This window comes from Microbacterium sp. AC145 (assembly GCF_979258505.1).
Window position 1 is genome coordinate 2775659 of sequence record NZ_OZ409859.1, and the last position, 23251, is coordinate 2798909.

General features: G+C 67.8%; 23 protein-coding genes. 3 read left to right on the forward strand and 20 right to left on the reverse strand.

Features of this window, described 5'->3' with window-relative positions; genetic code table 11:
* Positions 1–57: 57 nt before the first annotated feature.
* From ACZZZN_RS13295 to ACZZZN_RS13335, 9 genes are all read right to left on the reverse strand, one after another.
* Complete coding sequence (locus tag ACZZZN_RS13295) at positions 58–786, reverse strand: amino acid ABC transporter ATP-binding protein (protein WP_463505610.1); 729 nt, start codon at positions 784–786, stop codon at positions 58–60.
* Entirely contained in the window at positions 783–2261 is a 1479-nt protein-coding gene (locus tag ACZZZN_RS13300; protein WP_463505611.1) for an amino acid ABC transporter substrate-binding protein/permease, read from the reverse strand. Before ACZZZN_RS13300 ends, ACZZZN_RS13295 begins: the two co-directional genes overlap by 4 nt.
* Positions 2262–2381: 120 nt before the next feature.
* The gene (locus ACZZZN_RS13305) at positions 2382–2912 is read right to left on the reverse strand and encodes a GNAT family N-acetyltransferase (protein ID WP_463505612.1); all 531 of its coding nucleotides are present in this window, start codon (positions 2910–2912) and stop codon (positions 2382–2384) included.
* Positions 2913–2954: 42 nt separating this feature from the next.
* The gene (locus ACZZZN_RS13310) at positions 2955–3191 is read right to left on the reverse strand and encodes a DUF2442 domain-containing protein (protein ID WP_463505613.1); all 237 of its coding nucleotides are present in this window, start codon (positions 3189–3191) and stop codon (positions 2955–2957) included.
* Positions 3172–3456: a DUF4160 domain-containing protein gene (locus tag ACZZZN_RS13315; protein WP_463505614.1), complete on the reverse strand. Its 285-nt coding sequence runs from the start codon at positions 3454–3456 to the stop codon at positions 3172–3174. The genes ACZZZN_RS13310 and ACZZZN_RS13315 overlap by 20 nt, the downstream gene beginning before the upstream one ends.
* Entirely contained in the window at positions 3410–4960 is a 1551-nt protein-coding gene (locus ACZZZN_RS13320) for a DHA2 family efflux MFS transporter permease subunit (RefSeq protein ID WP_463505615.1), read from the reverse strand. The genes ACZZZN_RS13315 and ACZZZN_RS13320 overlap by 47 nt, the downstream gene beginning before the upstream one ends.
* Positions 4957–5568 carry a PadR family transcriptional regulator gene (locus ACZZZN_RS13325; protein WP_463505616.1) on the reverse strand — a complete coding sequence of 204 codons (612 nt, stop codon included), beginning with the start codon at positions 5566–5568 and terminating at the stop codon, positions 4957–4959. The genes ACZZZN_RS13320 and ACZZZN_RS13325 overlap by 4 nt, the downstream gene beginning before the upstream one ends.
* A gap of 94 nt (positions 5569–5662) precedes the next feature.
* Positions 5663–6208: a GNAT family N-acetyltransferase gene (locus ACZZZN_RS13330; protein WP_463505617.1), complete on the reverse strand. Its 546-nt coding sequence runs from the start codon at positions 6206–6208 to the stop codon at positions 5663–5665.
* 53 nt (positions 6209–6261) lie between these two features.
* A complete protein-coding gene (locus tag ACZZZN_RS13335; RefSeq protein WP_463505618.1) occupies positions 6262–6477 on the reverse strand; it encodes a hypervirulence associated TUDOR domain-containing protein in 216 nt (71 codons plus the stop codon).
* Between the two features lie 133 nt (positions 6478–6610).
* Here ACZZZN_RS13335 and ACZZZN_RS13340 point away from each other — a divergent pair, with 133 nt between their 5' ends.
* Both ACZZZN_RS13340 and ACZZZN_RS13345 read left to right on the forward strand, forming a co-directional pair.
* Complete coding sequence (locus tag ACZZZN_RS13340) at positions 6611–7489, forward strand: phosphoribosylaminoimidazolesuccinocarboxamide synthase (protein WP_463505619.1); 879 nt, start codon at positions 6611–6613, stop codon at positions 7487–7489.
* A 268-nt stretch (positions 7490–7757) separates the two neighbouring features.
* The gene (locus ACZZZN_RS13345; RefSeq protein ID WP_463505620.1) at positions 7758–9113 is read left to right on the forward strand and encodes a uracil-xanthine permease family protein; all 1356 of its coding nucleotides are present in this window, start codon (positions 7758–7760) and stop codon (positions 9111–9113) included.
* Positions 9114–9213: 100 nt separating this feature from the next.
* Here the strand turns inward: ACZZZN_RS13345 and ACZZZN_RS13350 are convergent, their stop codons facing one another.
* Genes ACZZZN_RS13350 through ACZZZN_RS13370 form a run of 5 tightly spaced genes read right to left on the reverse strand, consistent with a single transcriptional unit; the run spans position 9214 to position 15360 of the window.
* On the reverse strand, positions 9214–10926 hold the full coding sequence (locus ACZZZN_RS13350) for an acetyl/propionyl/methylcrotonyl-CoA carboxylase subunit alpha (RefSeq protein ID WP_463505621.1): 1713 nt from the start codon (positions 10924–10926) through the stop codon (positions 9214–9216).
* Complete coding sequence (locus tag ACZZZN_RS13355; protein WP_463505622.1) at positions 10923–12512, reverse strand: 5-oxoprolinase subunit B/C family protein; 1590 nt, start codon at positions 12510–12512, stop codon at positions 10923–10925. The genes ACZZZN_RS13350 and ACZZZN_RS13355 overlap by 4 nt, the downstream gene beginning before the upstream one ends.
* On the reverse strand, positions 12512–13312 hold the full coding sequence (locus ACZZZN_RS13360; protein WP_463505623.1) for a putative hydro-lyase: 801 nt from the start codon (positions 13310–13312) through the stop codon (positions 12512–12514). Before ACZZZN_RS13360 ends, ACZZZN_RS13355 begins: the two co-directional genes overlap by 1 nt.
* A gap of 1 nt (position 13313) precedes the next feature.
* Positions 13314–14078, reverse strand: a complete 765-nt coding sequence (locus tag ACZZZN_RS13365) for a LamB/YcsF family protein (RefSeq protein ID WP_463505624.1) — start codon at positions 14076–14078, stop codon at positions 13314–13316.
* Between the two features lie 4 nt (positions 14079–14082).
* Positions 14083–15360 (reverse strand): NRAMP family divalent metal transporter, encoded by a 1278-nt coding sequence (locus tag ACZZZN_RS13370; protein WP_463505625.1) that lies wholly within the window; start codon positions 15358–15360, stop codon positions 14083–14085.
* Between the two features lie 151 nt (positions 15361–15511).
* Between ACZZZN_RS13370 and ACZZZN_RS13375 the strand changes: the two genes are divergently transcribed.
* Positions 15512–16168, forward strand: a complete 657-nt coding sequence (locus tag ACZZZN_RS13375) for a GntR family transcriptional regulator (RefSeq protein WP_463505626.1) — start codon at positions 15512–15514, stop codon at positions 16166–16168.
* Between the two features lie 15 nt (positions 16169–16183).
* Here the strand turns inward: ACZZZN_RS13375 and ACZZZN_RS13380 are convergent, their stop codons facing one another.
* The 6 genes from ACZZZN_RS13380 to ACZZZN_RS13405 form a co-directional block, all read right to left on the reverse strand.
* Positions 16184–16849, reverse strand: a complete 666-nt coding sequence (locus tag ACZZZN_RS13380) for a TetR/AcrR family transcriptional regulator (RefSeq protein ID WP_463505627.1) — start codon at positions 16847–16849, stop codon at positions 16184–16186.
* Between the two features lie 197 nt (positions 16850–17046).
* On the reverse strand, positions 17047–18042 hold the full coding sequence (locus tag ACZZZN_RS13385; RefSeq protein ID WP_463505628.1) for a LacI family DNA-binding transcriptional regulator: 996 nt from the start codon (positions 18040–18042) through the stop codon (positions 17047–17049).
* A gap of 101 nt (positions 18043–18143) precedes the next feature.
* Positions 18144–19574, reverse strand: coding sequence for a glycoside hydrolase family 1 protein (locus ACZZZN_RS13390; RefSeq protein WP_463505629.1), 1431 nt, complete (start codon positions 19572–19574; stop codon positions 18144–18146).
* A gap of 5 nt (positions 19575–19579) precedes the next feature.
* On the reverse strand, positions 19580–20470 hold the full coding sequence (locus tag ACZZZN_RS13395) for a carbohydrate ABC transporter permease (protein WP_463505630.1): 891 nt from the start codon (positions 20468–20470) through the stop codon (positions 19580–19582).
* Complete coding sequence (locus ACZZZN_RS13400) at positions 20467–21549, reverse strand: carbohydrate ABC transporter permease (protein ID WP_463505631.1); 1083 nt, start codon at positions 21547–21549, stop codon at positions 20467–20469. Before ACZZZN_RS13400 ends, ACZZZN_RS13395 begins: the two co-directional genes overlap by 4 nt.
* Positions 21550–21833: 284 nt before the next feature.
* On the reverse strand, positions 21834–23141 hold the full coding sequence (locus ACZZZN_RS13405; protein WP_463505632.1) for an ABC transporter substrate-binding protein: 1308 nt from the start codon (positions 23139–23141) through the stop codon (positions 21834–21836).
* Positions 23142–23251 lie beyond the last annotated feature (110 nt).

A 23251-nucleotide genomic window follows, 5' to 3' on the forward strand; every position in this document is an offset into this window, starting at 1 on the left:
GAGACGACGAAGGCCCCCACCCGACACCGGGTGGGGGCCTTCGACATGGGAAACCTGTCAGAGCACCTTCGAGAGGAAGTCCTTGAGGCGGTCGTTCTTCGGAGCGCCGAACAGCTCGGCGGGCGGCCCCTCCTCGACGACGACACCGGCATCCATGAACACCGTGCGACCCGAGACCTCGCGGGCGAAGCCCATCTCGTGCGTCACGAGCACCATCGTCATGCCGCCGGAGGCGAGGTCGCGGATGACCTGCAGCACCTCGCCGACCATCTCGGGGTCGAGGGCGCTGGTGGCCTCATCGAACAGCATGATCTCGGGATCCATCGCCAGCGCACGGGCGATCGCGACGCGCTGCTTCTGACCGCCCGAGAGGGATGCCGGCTTCGCATCCGCCTTCTCGGCGAGGCCCACGCGGTCGAGCAGACCCAGCGCACGTTCCTTCGCCTCGGCCTTCGACAGCTTGCCGAGCTCGACCGGAGCGAGCGTGATGTTCTCGAGCACCGTCATGTGCGGGAACAGGTTGAAGTGCTGGAACACCATGCCGATGCGCTGGCGCACCTCATCGAGCTTGACGCTCTTGTCGGTCAGGTCGACGCCGTCGATGACGACCTGACCCGAGGTCGGCTCCTCGAGCTTGTTGAGGCAGCGCAGCAGGGTGGACTTTCCCGAGCCCGACGGACCGATGACCGCGACGACCTCGCCGTCGTCGACCGTCAGATCGATGCCCTTGAGCACGTGGTTGTCGCCGAACGACTTGTGCAGGTCTCTGACCTCGATCTTGCTCATGCGTTGAACTTCCTCTCCAGGCGGTTCGCGAGCAGCGTCAGCAGCGTGATCACGACGAAGTAGATGATGGCGACGATGGTCAGCACCTGAGCCGACAGGTACGTCGAGGCGATGATCTGACGCGACACGAACGTCAGCTCGGCGAGGCCGATGACGCTGATCAGCGACGTGTCCTTGAGGGTGATGATGCCCTGGTTCACGAACGACGGGATCATGATGCGGAACGCCTGCGGCAGCACGACCTTCTGCATGGTCTTCCAGTGACCGAGGCCCAGCGACCGCGAGGCCTCGTTCTGGCCCGGATCGACGGCCTGGATGCCGCCACGGATGATCTCTGTCATGTACGCACCCGTGTTCAGCGAGAGCGTGATGGCCCCGGCGACGAACGGGTTGAACGTGAGGCCGGGGAACAGCTGCGGGATGGCGAAGAACACGAAGAACGCCTGCACGAGGATGGGTGTGCCGCGGAAGACGAACACGTACGCGGTCGCGAGCCATCGGAACGGCAGGAACTTCGAGATGCGTCCGAAACCGAAGACGATGCCCAGGATGAACGCCGCGACGAGGGCGACGAGCGTCGCGAGGATGGTGAGCCACAGGCCCTCCATCAGCGCCGGCCAGTACTTGACGGCGACCGAGAAGATGTCGGTGGCCTGCGTGGTCTCCTCACCGCCGGCGAGGTAGGTGTCGACGATCTCGTCATACTCGCCGGATGCCTGGAGGTTCGCGAGCCCCTCGTTGAACTTCTCGATCAGGTCGGGGTTCTGCCCCTTGTTGACCGCGAAGCCGTACTCGCCGCCGAGTTCCGGATCGCCGACGAGGCGGAAGCCGGATCCCTGCTGGATGCCGTAGGCGAGCACGGGGAAGTCCTCGAAGTAGCCCACTGCCTGTCCGGCCTTGACGGCGTCGACCATGTCGGTCGTGTCGGAGTAGGGCGTGACTCGGAAGCCGTACTCGTCCTGGTTCTCCTCGGCGAAGGTCTGCCCCTGAGTGCCGGTCTTGACCGCGACCGTCTCGCCGTCGAGGTCGTCGAGCGACTCGATGTCGCTCGCGTCGAGCACACCCAGCTGGATGCCGCTGGTGAAGTACGGATCGCTGAAGTCGAAGATCTGCTGACGCTCATCGGTGATCGACATGCCGGCCATGACGGCATCGACCTGATTCGACTGCAGAGCCTGCAGCGCCGCGTCGAAACCGAGCTGACGGATCTCGACCTCGAAGCCCTGGTCCTCTGCGATCGCGCGCAGCAGATCCATGTCGATGCCGACGAGATCACCGTCCGGAGAGGTGAACTCGAACGGCGCGAAAGTCGTGTCGGTGCCGATGACGTAGGTCTCGGAGTCGTCGGCCGCGGTGGCGGCGGACGCTCCACCGAGCAGCGCGCCGGCCGCGATGAACGCCGTGAGCGCCATCGCCCCGGCAGTGCGTCCGAGAGTGCGCAGACGCGCAGACGCAGAAGAGGGATTTCGGATCACGACGGATGCTCCTCGGATCGGATGGGCGACAGGATGCTGCCACCGGGATGGTCGTCGACCATCAACCCTAACCGGCGACGGCGTGTCGCCGTGCGCCGAGGTCGGTTCACGGACTCGGCGTCAGAGCGTGATCCAGTAGCGGCGCAGCATGGCGTGGCCGCGCTCCGACTGATCGCTCACGTCGTGCAGCACGCCTCCGGCGCCTTCGATCGTGCGGAAGGACCCGACGTTGTCGTCGTCGCAGGTCACCATCACGCGCTCGAGTCCGATCTCGCGCGCACGGTCGAGTCCGAGCCGCAGCGCGGCCGCCGCGTAGCCCTGGCGGCGACGTGACTCCCGCACCGAGTAGCCGATGTGCCCGCCCACCAGGCGCAGGTAGTCGTTGAGCTCATGCCGGAACGAGAGGAAGCCGACGACCTCGCCGGCATCCACGACCCAGTACAGGTCGTTGTGCACGAGGCCTTCGGACAGCTGTACCGACGTGTCGGCGAGCAGCCTCGACTTCTCGATCAGCGCGTCGAGCGTCGCGCGGTCCGGCGTGACCGGCGCCTGCAGACCCGACCCGTCGATGTGCCGGTCACCGAACTCGGCGACTGCGGCTGCCCAGGAATCGAACAGATCTGCGGTGGGCCTCATGAGCTCGATCGTCATCGCCAGATGACATCACACCGGGGCCGTCTGTCGCAAAACCGGTCAGTGTCGGCGCAGGAGTCCAGCGGTCGAGACATCCTCATCGAGGCGGGTCCAGTGGATCCCCTCTCCGGAACCGATCAATCGCCAGTCCGCACGATCCGCGACGCTCGCGTTCGCGAGTCGAGGGAACCACGCCAGAGGTGCACTGATGGTCCGGCCGTCTCTGATGCGCACGCGCATCTCATGCTCGTCGATGGACACATCGACGGCGATCGCATCATCCACCGAAATGCTCATGCCACGCCTCCTCGAAACGATCACCATGACGCTCGACGAGGCGTTGCAGGACACGCAGTTCATCGTCGTTGAACCTCGATCTTGCTGCCGATTCTACGGGCGCAAGCGAGAACTTGGCAGTCATTCCGGAATGCTCCACGTGCACATGCGGCGGCTCCGATCCCTCGTTGCTGTAGAAGCAGAATCGGTACCCGACCCGGCTCGTCGTCAGGCGTGAGTCATGCCGCAGGCGCGGGTGCCTCCGCCGGTCCGGCGGCCGCGGCATCCGCCTTGTCGTAGCGCCCGAGGAACAGTGAGGCGATGAGAGCGATGACCATCACGCAGGCCGGCAGCAGGATCGCCTGCGACATGCCGGCAGCGAAGCCCTCGGCGACCTGCGGAGGCAGCGACCCGCCACCGCTGATGCCCGAGGGAGCGTCGGCGAGACCGGGCAGGTTCGCCTCGAGACGTGACTGCATGAACGCGGCGATGGATGCCGAGCCGATCACCGATCCGATGGTGCGGGTCGTGTTGTAGATGCCCGCACCGGCACCGGCCTGGCGCGGAGGCAGCTTGCGGGTCGCGGTGGTCGCGAGCGGACCCCACATGCCCGCGTTGCCGATGCCCATCAGCGCGGACGGCATCAGGAACATCCAGATGGGGGTGTCCATGTTGATCAGCGCCGAGTACCAGACGAGCGCGACGATGACGCACAGCAGACCCGGGATCAGGATGATGCGAGGGTCGATCCGGTCGAGCAGCTTGCCGGCGACGGGGGCGAGCACGCCCGACAGCACGGCCATCGGGATCAGCAGCAGCGCCGCTTCGGTCGGGGTGAGTCCTCGCGCCGTCTGCAGGAAGAACATCATCGGCAACGACATGCTCGTCACCGTGAAACCGACCGCGGCGATCGCGACGTTCGCTCCCGAGAAGTTGCGATCCCGGAAGAGGTCGAGCGGCACGAGAGGCTCGCTGCGGGTGCGCGCCTGCTGCACGATGAAGAGCGTGAGCATGACGAGGCCCGCGATGATGAGGGTCCACACCGAGATCGGCCCCCAGATGACACCCCAGTCGAACTTCTCGCCCTCCTGCAGCCCGAAGACCAGGAGGAAGAGCGCGACCGCGCTCAGCACGACTCCGACGAGGTCGAAGCGATGCGGGCTGGTGGCGAGCTTCGGAACGAGACGCCAGGCCAGCACGAACGCGACGATTCCGACCGGGATGTTGACGAAGAAGATCCACTCCCAGCCGAAGCCGTCGACGAGCAGACCGCCGACGAGGGGGCCGACGAGCGTGGCGACACCGGCGGTCGCGCCCCACAGGCCCATCGCCGCCCCACGACGCTCGGGCGGGAAGGTGCGCGTGATCACGGCCATGGTCTGCGGCGTCATGAATGCGGCGCCGAGTCCCTGCACGGCACGAGCGGCGATGAGCATCTCGAGCGAGTCCGAGAGCCCGCACCAGAGCGACGCGAGCGTGAAGACGGCGAGACCGATCAGATAGATGTTCTTCGGCCCGAATCGGTCGCCGAGTCGTCCGGTGATCAGGATCGGCACGGCGTAGGCGAGCAGGTAGGCGCTGGTGACCCACACCACGTTGTCGAGGTTGTTGGTGGTCGGGTCGAGGGCGGCCTTGATCGCGGGGTTCGCGACCGAGACGATCGTCGTGTCGACGAGGATCATGAAGAAGCCGATGACAAGCGCCCAGAGTGCGGGCCAGGGGCTGGCCGGGCGGTGCCCGGCGGCGAAGGTGCCGGTGTCGGGACCCGACTTCTGGCGGGGTTCGGTCATTGCTGTGCAGCCTTTCGCTGTGCGCGGTAGCGGTCTGAGTAGTCGAAAGCGGAGGGCCCCCAGGGGAACTCCTCGGCCTCGAGTCGGTCGATCAGCGAGTCGATCCAGCGCAGCTCCGCATCGAGCAGCACCTCCTGGCGCTCGAACTCGACGAGCACCTGCTCGGGCGCCCCCTCGGCTCGAGCGCTGATCAGCCCGTCACGGTGCAGCCCGTGACCCTCATCGAGGGCGGCGCGTCTCGCGCGCAGGCAGACGATCGTGTCCGCACGTTCGAGGTTGTGCGCTTCGGCGAGCGCGATCCGGAACTCCGACGGCCGGTCGATCGCCGACAACTCCTGACGCAACCAGATGAGGAGCGCCTCGCGGCCGGCATCCGTGAGCGTGTACGTGGTGCGCTCGGGACGGTTGCCCTCACGATCGATGCCCACTTCATCGAGGAGTCCGGCTCGCTGGAGTCGTCCGACCGTGTGATAGAGCGTGCCGTTCGTGATCACGAGCAGGCGTTCGTCGCGGCGAGCGCGCATGAGCCGCACCATCTCGTACGGGTGCATGTCGCCTTCGCGCAACAACGCGAGGATCATCACGCCCATCGGGGTCAGTCGCTGCATCGGCCCCTCCCCAGATGGCTCCGTTCGAAATAGTCCATGTGGACTATACGCCTGCGCTCCGTCCACGACAAGGCGGTCGCCGGCGCGGGCGTGTCTACCGCAGGGCGGCCGCGAGCTGGGCGGGTGTGAGTTCCCGGTCCGCGTAGACGAGCCTGATCACCGAGGGGTCGGGGTTGCCTGCATCCGGTGCCCGATGCACGAGTTCGAGGCCGAGTTTCTCGGCGACGCGAGCGGAGGCGCGGTTGTGCTCCACGAGGTAGGCGATCACCGGGCGATCCGGCGCGATCGATGTCGCCTCCTCGACTCCGGCCCGAGCCAGCTCTGTCGCCAGACCTCGGCCGTGATGGTCGGCTGCGATCCGGTAGCCGATGTTCCACACCTCTCCCCCGAGAAGGGTGCACCCGCCGTTGCCGATCACCTCATCCGTCTCGCGCAGGCGAGCCACCCAGGACCCGAGGCCCGCCTCCGTCCAACTGCGCTCCCAGCGATGCATCATCTCGACGGTCTGAGCAGGGTCGGTGTGCCTGAGCGTCGGATAGTGCGTCCACACGCGGGGATCGTTCTGGATGGCGAACACGGCGTCGAGATCGGTGGGAACAGCGCGCGACAGTCGCAGCCGGTCGGTGAAGGTGTCAGTCACGTGTCCACGCTAGACAGCCCCACCGACACTCGGGTCTCGGACGATGACGGCACTCAGCTGCTCAGCTTCCTCAACGCCGACCCCTTGTGCGCCGCCTTGTCACCGCTCTTCTCCGACGTCACGATGTACGCGGGCTCATCCTCGGAGGCCGTGAAGCTCTGCCCGGCGAACCGGAAGTCCTTCGTCCTCTTCTCCTCGACCGTCCCCTGCGTGCGCCCCTGGGACGTGTTCCAACTCACCCGGTCACCCGTGGACAGATCCTTCGTCATGCCATCTCCGATCGTCTCGGGTCGAGCCTCGCCGATCGACGGGCATCCGCATCGGGCCTTGACACGCACCGGGATTCACGGCCGGTGATCGCTCGGATCTCGCGCGACCTCGACCAACCGGGATAATGGGCGGGTGAGCAATCCTTCGGACAGCACCGCACAGACCATCCCCGGCTGGCGCCACATCTATTCGGGCAAGGTCCGCGACCTGTATGCCTCGGAAGACGCCGCCGACACCCGCATCCTCGTGGTCGCGTCCGACCGCGTCAGTGCTTTCGATTTCGTGCTGTCTCCCGGCATCCCCCAGAAGGGCGCCCTGCTCACGCGCCTGAGCCGCTGGTGGTTCAGCCAGCTCGCTGACGTCCCCAACCACCTCGCCGAGGGAGAGATCCCCGCGAGCGTCGCCGACCGCGCCATGCTCGCGCAGTCGCTCGAGATGCTGCCGGTCGAATGCGTCGTACGCGGCTACATCACCGGTTCGGGGTGGGCCGAGTACACCGAGAGCGGCACCGTCTGCGGCATCCCGCTGCCCGCCGGCCTGCAGAACGGCGACCGCCTGCCCGAGCCGCTGTTCACCCCCGCCTACAAGGCGCCGATGGGCGAGCACGACGAGAACATCACCTTCGAGCAGACCGTCGAGCTCGTCGGCGCCGAGCGTGCGGCCGAGCTCCGAGACGTGTCGATCGCGCTCTACACGCGCGCGGCGGCGATCGCCGAGGAGAAGGGGCTGATCCTCGCCGACACCAAGTTCGAGTTCGGGACGGATGCCGAGGGCATCCTGCATCTGGCCGACGAGGTGCTCACGAGCGACTCCTCGCGCTTCTGGGACGCTGAGGCCTGGCGCACCGGCACGACCCCGACGGAGCGGATGGCGAGCTTTGACAAGCAGATCGTGCGCGATTGGCTGGCCTCCCACTGGGACAAGCAGGGCGAGCCGCCGGTTCTCCCCGAGGACATCGTCGAGCGCACCGCCGACCGCTACCGCGAGCTGATCGAGCGACTCGGGGCCTGAGGGTCGCTCTCGCTCGGCTGCGCCGTGCTCGCTCAACGACCGGAGGACGACGGTCGTTGAGCGAAGACGACGAAGTCGACTGAGACGAAACGTCGCGAGCCGATCTCGCATCGAAGCCGCGTTTCGGCTCGCTCGGCTCCGCCGGGCTCGCTCAACGACCGGGAGAAGCCGTGAGGCTCCGCCGACCCCGGCATCCAGGGAACACTCAGGGATCGATAGTGTTGCTCCAGCACTCCCACTCCCCCCGAAAAGATCCTGAGGAGCCCGCATGCCCCTGTGGAAGACCCACGGAAACGGCCGCACGGTCGAACCCGGCGCCGTCGTCAAGCCCGATGAGCGCCTGAACTGGCCCGCGACGATCGCGATCGGCGCCCAGCACGTCGTCGCGATGTTCGGCGCCACGTTCCTCGTGCCGACCCTGACCGGCTTCCCGGTCTCGACGACCCTGCTGTTCAGCGGTCTCGGCACCCTCATCTTCCTGCTGATCACGAAGAACCAGCTGCCCAGCTACCTCGGTTCGTCGTTCGCATTCATCGCGCCGATCACCGCTGCGGTCGCCGCGGGTGGCACAGGCTCGGCACTCGCGGGCGTGGTGGCTGTCGGCATCCTGCTCACCGTGGTCGGTCTGGTCGTGCAGTTCGCGGGCCTCCGCTGGGTCGACGCACTCATGCCTCCGGTCGTCGCCGGCGCGATCGTCTCCCTGATCGGCTTCAACCTCGCCCCCACCGCGTGGAACAACTTCCAGCTCGACCCGGTCACTGCGACCATCACGCTCGTCGCGATCATCCTGTTCGCGGTGCTGTTCCGCGGATTCCTCGGCCGCATCTCGATCTTCCTCGGCGTCGCGGTCGGCTTCATCTACGCCGCCTTCACCGGGTCGTTCGACGTGCCCAACGCGCTGCGCGGAGGCAAGACGCCGGCAGAGCTCATCGCGGATGCACCCTGGATCGGCCTTCCCGAGTTCCAGCTCCCCGACTTCGTGGAACCGGGCACGTGGTCGACCATCGCGATGTTCCTGCCCGTCGTCCTGGTGCTCGTCGCCGAGAACGTCGGCCACGTGCGCGGTGTCGCGACCATGACGGAAGACCCCGCGATCAACAAGCACACGGGTCGCGCTCTGATCGCCGACGGCGTGGCCACCACGATCGCCGGTGGCTTCGGCGGCTCGGGCACGACCACGTACGGCGAGAACATCGGCGTCATGGCCGCGACCCGCGTCTACTCGACCGCGGTCTACTGGGTCGCCGGTCTCTTCGCGATCCTGCTGGCGTTCTCGCCCAAGGTCGGTGAGGTGTTCAACTCGATCCCCGCGGGCGTGCTCGGCGGAGCGACCACGGCGCTCTACGGCCTGATCGGCATCATCGGCATCAAGATCTGGGTCGACAGCAAGGTCGACTTCTCGCGCCCGGTCAACCAGTACACCGCGGCCGTCTCGCTGGTGATCGGCATCGCCGGCTTCTCGATGCAGCTCGGCGACTTCACCTTCGGCGGCATCGTGCTCGGCACGGTCGCAGCTCTCCTGATCTACCACGTGGGCAACGCGATCGCCCGCGCGCGCAAGACCGGAGCCGACGACCCTCGCCCGCTCGAGGCCGTGGGCCCGCTGGGTGGCGACCCCGCGTAATCACGATCGACTCATGAACACAGAGATCCCGGATGCTGCCGCTGCGGCATCCGGGATCTCTGCGTTCGGCCGAGGATCGTGTTCAGCGATCGACCCGCTCTCAGGCGATGAGTGCGAGCACCGTGTCGGGCGCGATCGAGGCGGCGAGCTCCGCCCGGTGCGACAGGGTGCCGTCACGGTGAGCGGTGACCGTGGTCTCCATCTTCATCGCGTCGAGCACGGCGACCGGATCGCCCGCCGCGACGCTCGACCCGTCGTCAGCGAGCCAGCGCACGAGCGTTCCGGGTGCCGGAGAACGCAGCTCGGACGGATCGGATGCGGGCGCCGCTGCCCCGGCATCCGCCAGCCCGCCGAGCCCAGCGAGCAGCGCGATCGGGAGTCCGAGCACGACCCTGCGTCCATCGATCTCGACGGGGAAGCGCTGGAGGGCGGCATCCGATACGGGAGCCGGTCGCAGCTGCGGCTCGAGACGCGGCAGCAGTGTGCTCTCTATCCACTGGGTGTGCACCGCGAAGGTCTCGGTGGCGAAGGCCTCGTCGTCGAGCGCGAGCAGATCGAACGGGATGACGGTGGCCGGGCCCTCGACGAAGAGTTCGCGCAGCGCCCGACGCGCGCGCACGAGCGCCGCGTCGCGGTTGTCGGCGTGCACGACGAGCTTCGCGATCATCGAGTCGAAGGCAGGCTGCACGACGTCGCCCGCCTCGATGCCGCTGTCCCAGCGCACCCCGGGTCCGCCGGGGATCCGCAGCGACTCCACCCGACCGGGGCTCGGCAGGAAGCCACGACCCGGGTCTTCGGCGTTGATGCGGAACTCGAAGGCGTGCCCTGACGGCACGGGCGTCTCGGTGAACGAGATGCCTTCGCCGAAGGCGATGCGGAACTGCTCGCGCACGAGATCGGTGCCGGTGACCTCTTCGGTGACCGGGTGCTCCACCTGGAGCCGCGTGTTCACCTCGAGGAAGGAGATCGTGCCGTCGGCCGCGAGGAGGAACTCCACGGTTCCCGCACCGCGGTACTGCACCTCGGCGCAGATCGCCCTGGCCGCGTCGTGGAACCGCGTGCGCTGATCGCTCGTCAGGCCCGGCGCCGGCGCCTCTTCGATGAGCTTCTGATTTCGGCGCTGCATCGAGCAGTCGCGGTCGCCGACGACCACGACGCCCCCGTGTCCGTCACCGAGCACCTGCACCTCGATGTGGCGCGGACTCTCGAGGAACCTCTCGACGAAGCACTCCCCGCGCCCGAACGCGGCGATGGCCTCGCGCGTCGCGGCCTCGAAGGCATCCGCGACCTCCGACAGCTCACGCACGACCTTCAGTCCTCGGCCGCCACCTCCGAAGGCCGCCTTGATCGCGATCGGGAGTCCGTGTTCCTCGGCGAAGGCCACGGCCTCCGCGGGGCCTGCCAGCGGCTGATCGGTGCCGGCAGCGAGGGGCGCTCCGACACGCTGCGCGATCCGGCGCGCGGTCATCTTGTCGCCGAGCGCGTCGATGCTGTCGGGCGACGGCCCGATCCAGATGAGGCCCGCGCCCTCGACAGCCCGCGCGAACTCCGCGCTCTCCGAGAGGAACCCGTAACCGGGGTGCACGGCATCCGCGCCGCTCTTCTGCGCAGCGTCCAGCAGCGCTTCGATCGAGAGGTACGTCGCCGCAGCGGTGTCTCCGCCCAGGCCCAGGGCTTCATCGGCGAGCCGCACGTGCAGCGCATCGGCATCCTGGTCAGCGTAGACCGCGATAGACGTGTAGCCGGCTTCGGCGCAGGCGCGGATGACGCGCACGGCGATCTCTCCGCGATTCGCGATCAGCACCTTGGTCATGAGGTCTCCTTGACGGTGAAACGGACGCGCACGCCGGGCGGCAGCTGCCCGGCGAGATCGAGGCTGCGATCGGTGAGGGCACCGATGATCGGGTACCCGCCGGTGAGCGGATGATCGGGGAGGAACAGCACGGGCTGACCGTCGGGCGGCACCTGGATCGCCCCCGTCACGGCGCCCTCACTGGGCAGCTCGCCCCTGACGGATCGCTCGAGGGGCACGGCGCCCTCGAGTCGGATGCCGACCCGGTCCGACCGCGGGGTCACTGTCCACTCCTGGCCGGTGAGCGTCTCGAGTGCCGCGGCCGTAAACCAGTCGTCGCGGGGGCCGAGAGTGATCTCGAGATCGACGACGTCACCGGATGCCGGAAGCGTTCGCAGTGCGACATCCGGCTCGACGGGGTGCCGTGCGGAGTCGCCGATGCGAATCACATCGCCTGCAGCCAGCGGAGCAGGGCCGAGCCCGGCGAGGGTGTCACTCGCACGACTGTCGAGCGCCGGGTCCACGGCGACACCACCACGGACCGCGATGATGTAGCGCAGCCCGCTGGTCGGATGCCCGAGCGTGAGCTCGTCGCCGTCGACGGTGGCGAAGGGCGCGCCATGTGCGACGCGACGGGCCACGCCATCGGCGTCGATCAGGTCGAGCGACCCGACAGCGCCCGTGACGGCGGCGACCCCGGCACCGCGGAACCGCAGCACCGCACCGCCGACGCTCTCGAGCACGGCGGCGCCGCTCGTATTGCCCACCGCACGGTTCGCCTCGCGCATCGCACGACGATCGGCCGCGCCGGACGCCGAGACGCCGAGCGCCGCAAAGCCGGGGCGGCCGGCATCCTGCACCAGCAGCTGCATCGACGGACGCACGATCTCGACGGAGGCGGCGGCCGGAGAACCCGGATCAAGCGCGTCGGCGGCGGCGTGTCGCTCGGTGACGCGCCGCGCGTCGGCGAGATCGTCTGGCTTTTCCGACATCACGACCTGCTCACGCACCTGCTCGAACCGAACGGTCGTGCCGGGCGACAGCAGTGCAGGCGGGTCGCGGTCGATGTCCCACATCAGGGCATCCGTGCGACCGATGAGCTGCCATCCGCCCGGGCTCTCGCGCGGGTACACCCCGGTGAACTGTCCAGCGAGGGCCACGGATCCGGCCGGCACACGGGTGCGGGGCGACGAGCGGCGGGGCACGTCGAACAGGGGGTCGCTGCTCACCACATAGCCGAAGCCGGGAGCGAAGCCCGAGAAGGCGACCTTCCAGTCGGCGGCGAGGTGGCGGTTCACGAGTTCAGCGGCAGACACCCCGAGCAGGGATGCGGCCTCGTCGAGGTCTTCCCCGTCGTAGCGCACCGGCACGGTGACCTCGCCGGTGGCGGGTAGATGAGCCGTGTCGATCTCGGTCGCTGAGAGCGCATCCGCGAGGTCGGCGGCCGAGACGACGAGAGGATCGAACCGCACGAGCACGGTGCGGGCACCGGGAATGCGCTCGACCACGCCGCGCACCCCATCCCAGGCGAGGTTGAGACGCATCGCCTCATCGAGGTCGGCCGCCTCGACGAGAAGCGCATGGTCGGATGCCGTGAGGATGCGCATCAGACCAGGTACTCCGCGTCCGGCACATCGGTGATGAACATGTAGCCGGGTGCGTGGGTGATCGCGAACGGCGGCTTCGAGGCCATGATGGCGGCCTGCGGGGTGACGCCGCAGGCCCAGAACACCGGCACCTCGCCTTCGCGCACCTCGGGCGCATCGCCGAAATCGGGGCGGGCCAGGTCGACGATGCCGAGCGATGCCGGATCGCCGATGTGCACCGGGGCACCGTGCACGGCAGGGGTCCGGCCGGAGATCTGCACGGCATCGGCCACCTGCCCTGCCGGGATCGGCCGCATCGACACGACCATCTCGCCGCTCAGCCGGCCAGCCGGGGTGCACGGCACCGAGGTGCGGTACATCGGCACGTTGCGACCCAGCTCTTGGTGGCGGATCGGGATGCCCGCCTGCACGAGACCCGCCTCGAACGTGAAGCTGCATCCGATGAGGAACGAGACGAGGTCGGGATGCTCCGCCCACGCCGCGGTCGCGTCGGCGATCTCTTCGACCAGTTCACCGTCACGCCAGATGCGGTACCGGCCGATGTCCGTGCGGATGTCGCTGCCCGGCGCGAGCCGCGACTCCACCTCGCCCTGTTCGATGACCTCGAGCACGGGGCACGGCTTCGGGTTGCGCTGCGCGAAGAGCAGAGTCTCGAAGGCCCAGTCGGCCGGCACCGAGATCAGGTTCGCCTGCGTCAGCCCGACCGCGACACCGCTCGTCGGCTCGGCGTGCCCCGCCCGGATCGCGGCCCGCGCCGCACGCGCGCCGGCGAGCTGTTCTGCGGCGGCGAGAACGACCACGTCAGACTCCCGCGAACGGCGCGATCGTGATGCCGGCATCCTGCAGCATCCGCTTGGTCTCCGCGGCCATGGCGATCGATCCGGGGCTGTCGCCGTGCACGCAGATCGACTGCGCGCTGACGGGGACGTCGGTGCCGTCGATCGCCCGGATCACTCCTTCGCCGGCGAGGCGCACCATGCGCTCGGCGACGGCTGCGGGATCGTGCAGCACGGAGCCCGGTTCGGTGCGCGAGACGAGCTGACCGTCGGGCTGATACGCCCGGTCGGCGAAGGCCTCCGCCGCGATCTGCAGTCCCGCGCGCTCGGCGACGTCGAGCACGACACCTCCGGCGAGGCCCAGCAGCACGAGGCTCGGATCGATCGCGCGGATGGCCGCCACCACATCCTTCGACTGACGCTCATCACGGGCGATCATGTTGTAGAGCGCTCCGTGCGGCTTGACATACGAGACCGTGCCACCGACGGCAGAGGCGAGACCGATCAGTGCTCCGAGCTGGTACTCGACATGCGCCTGCAGGGTCGCAGAGTCGATGTCGACCTTCGTACGACCGAAGTTCTCATAGTCGCGGTAGCCGGGGTGAGCACCGATCACGACGCCACCCGCCACGGCGCTCTCGAGCGTCGACCGGATGCCCTCGGGACTGCCCGCGTGGAATCCGCACGCGACATTCGCGCTCGTGACGAGGCGCAGCATGCTCTCGTCGTCGCTGACCACCCGGTCGGGCACGTTCTCGCCGAGATCGGAGTTCAGGTCGATCGATGTCATGGGGTCACGCTCCGATTCCGAGGAAGGCGAAGATCGGGCCGACCGAGACGATGCCCATGTACCAGGTGAGCAGCGTCACGAGCGTCCCTGCGACGAGCAGCCACATCGGGTACTTCTTCGAGCCGAGCAGGTCGCGGCGGAACCAGCCGATGTACATGAAGACCGTGAGGCCGATGGGAAGGATCAGCCCGTTGAATCCGCCGACGAAGACGAGGATCGCAGCCGGCGCGGTGCCGATCGACAGGTAGACGATCAGCGAGACGACGATGAAGGCGACGGTCGCCAGCTGCAGGGACCACCCGCCCCGGAGCTTCTTCGTGAAGGTCGAGAGGAAGGTCGCAGACGTGTACGCCGCGCCGATGACCGAGCTGATGGCCGCGGCCCAGAAGATCGCGCCGAAGATGCGCAGCCCCGCCTCGCCGAGCACGGCGCCGAAGGCCTGTCCTGCCGGGTTCGCGGCCTGGCTCGACAGATCGAGCGAGACGCCCGAGGCGACCACGCCGAGGATCGCGAGGAAAAGCACGTAGCGCATGACGCCGGTGACGAGGATGCCGTTCGCGGCGGCGCGCATCACCGGACCCGCCTGCTCGGGACCGGTGTGACCCGAGTCGAGGTACCGGTGGGCGCCCGAGTAGGTGATGTATCCGCCGACGGTTCCGCCGACGATCGTGGTGATGGTGGCGAAGTTGAGCTCATCCGGCGCGAACGTCTGCCGCAGCGCCTCGCCGATCGGCGGTTGGGCGATGACGGCGACGACCACGGTCATCACGATCATGCCGATGCCGAGCACGACCAGCACGATGTCCATCACCGGGCCGGCCTTCTTGATGAGGAAGATGATGATGGCGAGAGCCGCGGTGAGCATGCCGCCGAGCTTGGGGTCGATGCCCAGCAGCGCGTTCAGGCCGAGGCCGCCACCGGCGATGTTGCCGATGTTGAAGGCCAGGCCGCCGATCACGACGAGCACGGCGATGACGTGCCCCGAGAACGGGATGGCACGGTTGGCGAGCTCGCCGGCGCGCATGCCTGAGGAGGTGATCATGCGCCAGATGTTCAGCTGCACCGCGATGTCGACGAGGATCGACACGAGGATCGCGAAGGCGAACGCCGCCCCCATGGTCGCGGTGAAGGTGGCCGTCTGGGTGATGAATCCGGGGCCGATCGCGCTGGTGGCCATCAGGAAGATGGCGCCGATCACGGCGCTGCGGCCTGCACGTCTCTTGGCTCCGGCGAGGCGGGCTTCGTCTTCTGCGGACAGCGGGGGTGCGGTGTTCTCTGACATTGCGGGGGATTTCCCATCGTCGTTGGTGGGTGTCGAGTGACACCCAGTGTAGAACGGATCGAGCAATATTGTTCAACAACTTTGTTTCCGCTGTGCTACGACGGAGTTGCATTCGCATGATGCCGTCGTCGCTCCCGCCTACGATGAAGGCATGAACCAGCAGGGCATGCTCGCCGATGCGCTCCGACAGCAGATCATCGACGGTGCCTTCGCGCCCGGTTCACGACTGTCGGAATCGGCCATCGCCGAGCACTTCGGCGTCGCGCGCAACACACTGCGCGAGGCGTTCCGCGCCCTCTCCGAGCAGGGGCTCCTCGAGCACGTGCCGCACCGCGGCGTCTCGGTGGCCTCTCCGTCGATCGCCGACGTGATCGACATCTATCGCGCGCGACGGATCATCGAATGCACCGCGCTGCTGCATTCCGAACCCGAGCACCCCGCGGTCCAGCAGATGCAGGATGCGGTGCTCGCCGCAGAGGCAGCCGCCCAGGACGCGGTCCTCGACGACGCCGAGACCTGGCGCGCGGTGGGCAGCGCCAACATGGCGTTCCATGTCGCCCTGGTCTCGCTCGCCGACAGCCCCCGACTGGCGCGGACCTATCGCGACCTGGCGGCCGAGCTGCGACTCGCGTTCCTCAAGATCGACGACCCCCGATCGCTGCACGAGCCGTTCGTCCGCAAGAACCGCGCGGTGCTCGACACCTTCCTCACGCGCGGGTCAGCGGAAGGCGCCGCAGAGCTCGAGCGCTATCTCGTGCAGTCGGAGCGCGTCGTGCTGGGCGCGTTCGCCCGGATGGAGCTGGGATGACCCGCCGCGACGGGATCAGTGGGCGGGACGCACCGCGCGGATCGCTCGCAGCCTGACGTCGGCATCACGCGGTGCGATTTCCAGCGGCAGCGGTTCTTCGGGCTCGCGCAGGTCATAGACCCGGTACATCCAGCGGCGTGCGTCTTCGAGCGGGAACGAATCGCCGTACACGGCGTACTTGATCACGATGCCCTCGAGGTTGCTGCGGAGCATGATCTCCTCCAGCGCGGGATCATCGGCGCCACGCTCGCGGAAGATCCCGCGCACGATCTCTTCCGACGCCGTGGCCTGCTGCTCGAACCGCTGCTCCGACTCCGCGAAGAGTCGATGGGTGTCGGGCTGCTGCTGCGCGGCGAGCACCGCACGCTGAAGGGGCAGAGCGAATCCGGTGGCCCTGAGCACCCCGTCGATGATGCCCGCGAGCATGTCGTCGGGCGATCCCTGTCGCTGCGGGATCTCGACCAGCACCTCGAACCATCGATCGATCACGGCGCTGATCAACTGATCCTTGGACCCGAAGTAGTAGTTGGCGAGGCCTTGGGCCACGCCTGCCCGCCTCGTGATCTCGGCGATGCTGGCGCCTGCGACGCCCTTCTCACCGAACACCTCGATCGCCGACAGGAGGATGTTCTCGCGGGCCCGTTCGCGCACCTGCTGGTTGCGCTCTTCTGATGAAGCCACTTCTCGTCCTCTTCCCCAGAAATCGGACGACTTCGAAAATCGAAGCCCAACCTATATATTAGTCGTTGAATGACCGTTCAGGCTAAGCGGGGGCTGAGAACGCCTGACGTCATCCAGCCCGGTTTCGGGTAACCGGGCATCGACGCGGTGCGGGCCTCTCCGAGGGGCGTGGGGTCCGCACCCGCGCTCGACCAAGCCTACGCCGACGCGCGCACCACGAGCTCGGTCGGCAGGATCGTCAGGCGCTCGGGGTCTCGGCCCTCCAGGCGCGAGAGCAGCACGCCCGCCATCGCCTCGCCCTGGGCGTACATGGGCTGTCGCATCGTGGTCAGCTGCGGATCGGTGCTCAGCGCCACGGATGAATCGTCGAACCCGACGATCGCGATGTCTTCGGGCACCCGGATGCCGGCACCGCGCAGAGCGGTGATCGCCCCGCGCGCCATGAGGTCGCTCGCCACGAAGATCGCGTCGGGGCGCCCGACGGCGAGGATGCGCCGCGCGGCATCCGCTCCGCTTCCCTCGCTGTAGTCGCCTGCCTCTTCGGCGAACGGCGTCAGCCCGGCATCCGCCAGCGCACCGCGGAATCCCTGCACCCGATCGACGGACGAGACCATCGTCACCGGCCCACCGATCGTCGCGATGCGCCGACGCCCACGCTCGATCAGATGCGTCGTCGCCGTGCGTGCGCCCGCGACGTTGTCGACGTCGACGACGTAGTCGCCGTCGCGGAATCGGGTGGGGCGGCCGCCCCAGACCACGGGCACCGCATCCGCCACGCGCTCGATGAATGCGTCACTCGTGTGGTGCGACACGATGAGCGCGCCGTCGACACCGCCGTTGCGCACGAAGCTGGTCATCTTGTCGCCGGGGTCGTCGCTCGCGATGAGCAGGTTGAGCAGGTAGTCCGAGCGACGTAGCGCGCCGGTGATGCCCGCGACGATCTCGGCGAAGAAGGGGTCGCCGAAGAATCTGGTGGTGTCTTCGGGAACGATCAGAGCGATCGCGTGGGTCTGCCTGGACGCGAGCGAGCGTGCCGCACGGTTGGGCACGTAGCTGAGTTCCTCGATGGCGCGTTGCACTGCGACGAGGGCTTCCGGGCTCACGGCGGTGGAGCCGTTCACCACACGCGACACGGTCGATCGTGAGACCCCGGCGGCCGACGCCACCTCTTCGATGGTCGCTCGTGACGACACAGCACTCCCTTCGGTCCTGACACGCCTCGCGTCTCGAATCGCTCATCTGCCCCTTCCCCGGGGAGATATCGGGTCGGATGAGCGATTCGACAGCGCCCGGCTCAGAGCGAGCGAGCGGCGATGATGCGAGCGTACTCCCGGCCGGAGTCCTTGAGAGACCGCTCCTGGGTGTCGTAGTCGACCCGCACGATCCCGAAGCGCTTGTCGTATCCCCAGGCCCACTCGAAGTTGTCGAACAGGGACCAGTAGAAGTAGCCGCGCACGTCGACCCCGGCATCCGCCGCGTCGAGCACCGCGCCGAGGTGCAGACGCAGGAACTCGGTGCGATCGTCGTCGTGCACGCGGGTCTCGCCGTCTTCGACGACCGCGACGTCGTCATAGGCGGCGCCGTTCTCGGTCATGTAGAGCACGGTGCTCGCGGGCTCGGCGTACTCGGTCCAGACCCGCTGCAGCAGGCGGGTCAGCCCCTCGGGCTGCACCTCCCAGTTCTGCGCGGTGCGCGGCAGTCCGCGCTCGACCGCATGGATGCCGTCGCTCGAGGGGTAGGGGCTGCGACCGGGGCGTTCTGTCGCCGGTCCCCCGCTGACCGGGGCGTCGGCCGGCGCCGCACCCGAGACCAGATCGCCGTGGTAGTAGTTCACGCCCTGCGTGTCGATGCGCTGCGAGATCGTATCGAGGTCGCCGTCGTGCACGGCAGCCGTGAAGCGCGCCACGGCATCGGCATCCACGGCCCTGATGTCTCTGATGATGTCGTCCGGGTAGACGCCGCGGTAGATCGGGTCGAGGAACCAGCGGTTGAACTGGCCGTCGACGCGGCGCGCGGCGTCGACGTCGGCCGGGTTCGCGGGATCGGCCGGGTCGGCGACCGTGTGGTTCAGCGTGATGCCGAGGTTGAGGTTCGCGTCACGGCCGCGCAGCTCACGCACCGTCTCGCCGTGGGCGAGCAGCAGGTGATGCGCTGCGAGCAGACCCTCGGCGACGCTGGTGTGCCCCGGCGCGTGCTCGCCGCCGGTGTACGAGAGGAACGACGAGCACCACGGCTCGTTCAGGGTGGTCCACACGTTCACCCGGTCGCCGAGTGCGTCATGCATCGTGCCCGCGTACTCGAGGAACCGCGAGACGGTGTCGCGATTGGTCCAGCCGCCGGTCTCCTGCAGCGCCTGCGGCATGTCCCAGTGATACAGCGTCAGCCACGGCAGGATGTCGGCGGCCAGCAGCTCGTCGACGAGGCGCTCGTAGAAGTCGACACCCTTCGCGTTGACCGCGCCGCCGTCGGGACGGACGCGCGACCACGAGGTCGAGAAGCGGTAGGTCTGCAGTCCCAGCTCTTTCATGAGCGCGACGTCCTGCGGATAGCGGTGGTAGTGGTCGCACGCCACATCGCCGTCGTCGCCGCCGATGACTGCGCCAGGCACCTTGCAGAACGCATCCCAGATCGATGCGGTGCGCCCGTCTTCGAATGCCGCCCCTTCGATCTGATACGCCGCTGTCGCGGCACCGAACAGGAAGTTCTGGGGGAAGGCGCGGGTCATAGGGGTCATCCTTTCACCGCGCCGGCCATGATGCCACTGACCAGCTGCCGGCCCGCCACGACGAACAGGACGAGCAGCGGAAGGGTCGCGAGCACGGCGCCTGCGAGCACGATGGAGTAGTCGATGTAGTAGCCGGACTGCAGCTGGCTGAGCGCCGTCTGCAGGGTCGGGTTCTGCGGGGAGAGCACGATCAGCGGCCAGAGGTAGTCGGTCCACGCGGTCATGAAGGTGAAGAGGCCGAGGATCGCCATCGCAGGACGGGCCGCCGGGATGCCCACAGTGAGGAACGTGCGGAACTGGTTGGCCCCGTCCATGCGCGCGGCCTCGATCAGCTCGTCGGGGATCACGTCGACCAGGTACTGCCGCATGAAGAAGACGCCGAAGGCCGTGACCAGCGTCGGCACGATGACCGCACCGATCGAGCCCGTCCAGCCGAGCTCGCGCATCAGCATGAACAACGGGATGATGCCGAGCTGCGTGGGGATCGCCATGGTCGCGATCACGAAGATCATCAGACCGTCGCGACCCTTGAAGCGCAGCTTGGCGAACGCGTAGCCGGCGAGCGTCGAGAACGTGACGACGGAGATCGTGATGATCGCCGAGATGAGGAACGAGTTGCCGAGAGCCAGCCAGAACGGGATCGCGTCGAACACCTTGGCGGCGTTCGCGAAGAAGTTGCCGCCGGGGATCAGCGGCAGCGTCTCGCCGCGGGTGGCGTTGGTGCCGCTGGCCACGACGACCGACCACCACAGCGGGTAGACGCTGCCGATGATGAACGCGGCGAGCAGGCCGTAGGTGAGGAATCCGGGGCGGCTGCCGATTCCGGCGTTTCCGCCGACGGCGCCTCGACGGCGGCGGATCTTCTCGGGGACGCTCAGCGCCTGAGTGGCGGTCATCGCGCGTTCTCCTCGGTCGTGGTGGCGATCGTCGTGGTGGCAGCGGCCGTGGCGGCCGCGGTGGCGGTGCGTGCACGGCGGCGGGCGGCGCGGTTCTTGGGGGCATCCCCGGTCGAGATGCGTCGCGAGATCAAGAAATTGATGATGCCGATGCCGACGATGAGCAGGAACAGCAGGATCGCGACAGCGGATGCTTCACCGAGGTCTCGACGGAAGAAGGCGAGCTCCCACAGGAACAGCACCGTCGTCTGGAACTGCCGGTCGCTGCCGCCGATGCCGCCGGCGGTCGAGACGTCGAACAGTCGCGGCTCGGCGAAGATCTGCAGGCCGCCGATCGTCGCCGTGATGATCACGAAGATCAGGGTCGGGCGAATCGTGGGGATCGTGATCGAGAAGAAGCGGCGAGCGGCTCCCGCACCGTCGAGGGCGGCGGACTCGTAGAGATCGCGCGGCACCGCCTGCATCGCGGCGAGCAGGATCAGGGCGTTGTAGCCGGTCCAGCGGAAGTTCACCATGACGGCGATCGCGATGTGCGACAGGGCGGTGTCGTGCTTCCACTGCTGGTCGGCGATGCCGATCAGGTTGAGCAGGTTGTTGGCCAGGCCGTCGGCCTCGTTGAAGATGCTCGAGAAGATGATGGCGACGGCCACCGGGGTCACGACGAACGGGATGAGGATGCTCATGCGCCAGAACGTCGGGGCGCGGAGGCCGCGGTCGAGCAGGTACGCGATCACCAGGGCCACCGCGAGCTGCGGGATCGCCGAGAGCAGGAAGATGCTCAGCGTGTTGAAGATCGAGTTCCAGAACATCGCATCGCCGAGGATCTCGACGAAGTTGCCGGCACCGATGAACTCGCCCTGGCCCTTGAGCAGATCCCACTCGTGCACGGCCACCCACACCGTGTAGAGCAGCGGGAAGAGCCCGACCAGCCCGAAGAGCAGAAAGAACGGCGAGATGTAGAAGTACGGCGAGGCGTTCTGGTCGAACCGCGAGAGGCGGTGCCGCCAGGGACGCCGGCCGGCGGCATCCGTCTTCGGCGCATCGGATGCCGTCTCGCGGCGTTCCGCTGTGAGGGTCATGAGGGTTCCTTCGTGTGGGTGGCGCGTTTCGACTCGCTCAAAAACCGGAAGAGAGGCCTCGGTCGTTGAGCGCGTTTCGTCTCGCTCGGCTCCGCCGTGCTCGCTCAACGACCGGAAGAGAGGTCCCGGTCGTTGAGCGAGGAGCGAAGCACCGAGACGAAACGTGGTGAGCGTCTCTCGTCTCGCTCAACGACCGGAAGAGAGGCCCCGGTCGTTGAGCGAGGAGCGAAGCACCGAGACGAAACGTGGTGAGCGTCTCTCGTCTCGCTCAACGACCGGAAGGGTCAGTCGACCAGCTCGTTCAGGAGCGCGATCGCGGCATCCCAGGCACCCTGGGTGTCGGTGTCTCCACGGTCGAGCCCGCTGAGGGCCGGGCCGAAGACGTTCTCCTGGATCACCGAGTCGTCGGCGCCCTTGAACTGGGCGACGACGCCCTTGGCGCGCTCGGCGAGGATCGCGCCGGTGGGCGCATCGTTGAAGAACTCGTTCGGGGTGGCATCCGACGAGAGCGTCTCCTGAGCGCCGATGGTCGACGGGAAGTTGCCCGCAGCCTCGGACTGCTTGACCTGCTGCTCGGGCTGCGTCAGCCAGTCGGCGAGTTCAGCCGCGGCTTCCTTGTGCTGCGAGCTCTCGGGGATCGAGAGGAAGGCACCGCCCCAGTTGGCCGCTCCTCCGGGGAAGACGTCGGCGAAGTCCCAACCGGTCGACGCGTCGCCGCCGCCGGCCTCGACCTGACCCTGCACCACGCCCAGCATCCAGCCGGGGCAGACGAAGGTGGCGAAGCTGCCGTCGACGAACGACTTGCCGCCGTTCCAGTCCCACGCGGTCTCCGCAGCGGACTGGCCGCCCTCGGTCGCGGCACCGAGCAGCTCGAAGCGCGCCTTGAGCTCGGCGTTGTCCTCGACGTTCAGCTCGCCGTCGGTCGTGTAGTAGCCCTCGTCGAGCTGGTTGACCATGGCGTTCCAGACGAAGCCCGAGTGGTCGTACCAGGCCTTGCCGGTCTTGGCGGTGTAGTCGGCGCCGACCGCGAAGTAGTTGTCCCAGTCGCCGTTCAGCAGCTCGGCGACCGACTCGCGGTCGCTCGGCAGACCTGCCGCCTCGAAGGCCGCTCCGTTGTAGCAGATGCCGCTCGGACCGATGTCGGTGCCGTAGCCGATGACGCGTCCCTCGGCATCCGTCGCCTGTCCGTACTTCCAGTCGACCCAGTCGGCCTTGCGGTCTTCGATGCCGTAGTCGCGCAGGTCGACGAACGTGTCGGAGACGTCCATGATGGCGCCGAGCCAGCCCTCTTCGATGGCGACGACGTCGCTGAGGCCCGAGCCGGCAGCGATCTTGGTGAACGCATCGGTGCGGGCGTTGCCGCCGGTGTCGATGTTGGTCGCCTCGATCGTGACGTTCGGGTTCGCCTTCTCGTACTCGTCGTAGAGGTCGTCGTATCCGAAGGTGCCGAACGTGGTGACGGTCAGCGTGACCTTCTCGTCGCCTGCTGCGGCGTCGCCGGAGTCGGCGGAGGCGCAGCCGGCGAGGGCCAGCGCCGAGACGGATGCGACGGCTGCGGTGGTCAGGATCCGCTTGCGGGCACGTGTGTTCACAGTTCACTCCTTTGTGGTGGGTCGTGCGGTGGTGCTTTCGGGGTGGTGCGTGAGAGTCCCATGGAAAATTCTGTGGGAGCGCTCCCACGCACTGTCCAGTGACTCTATGG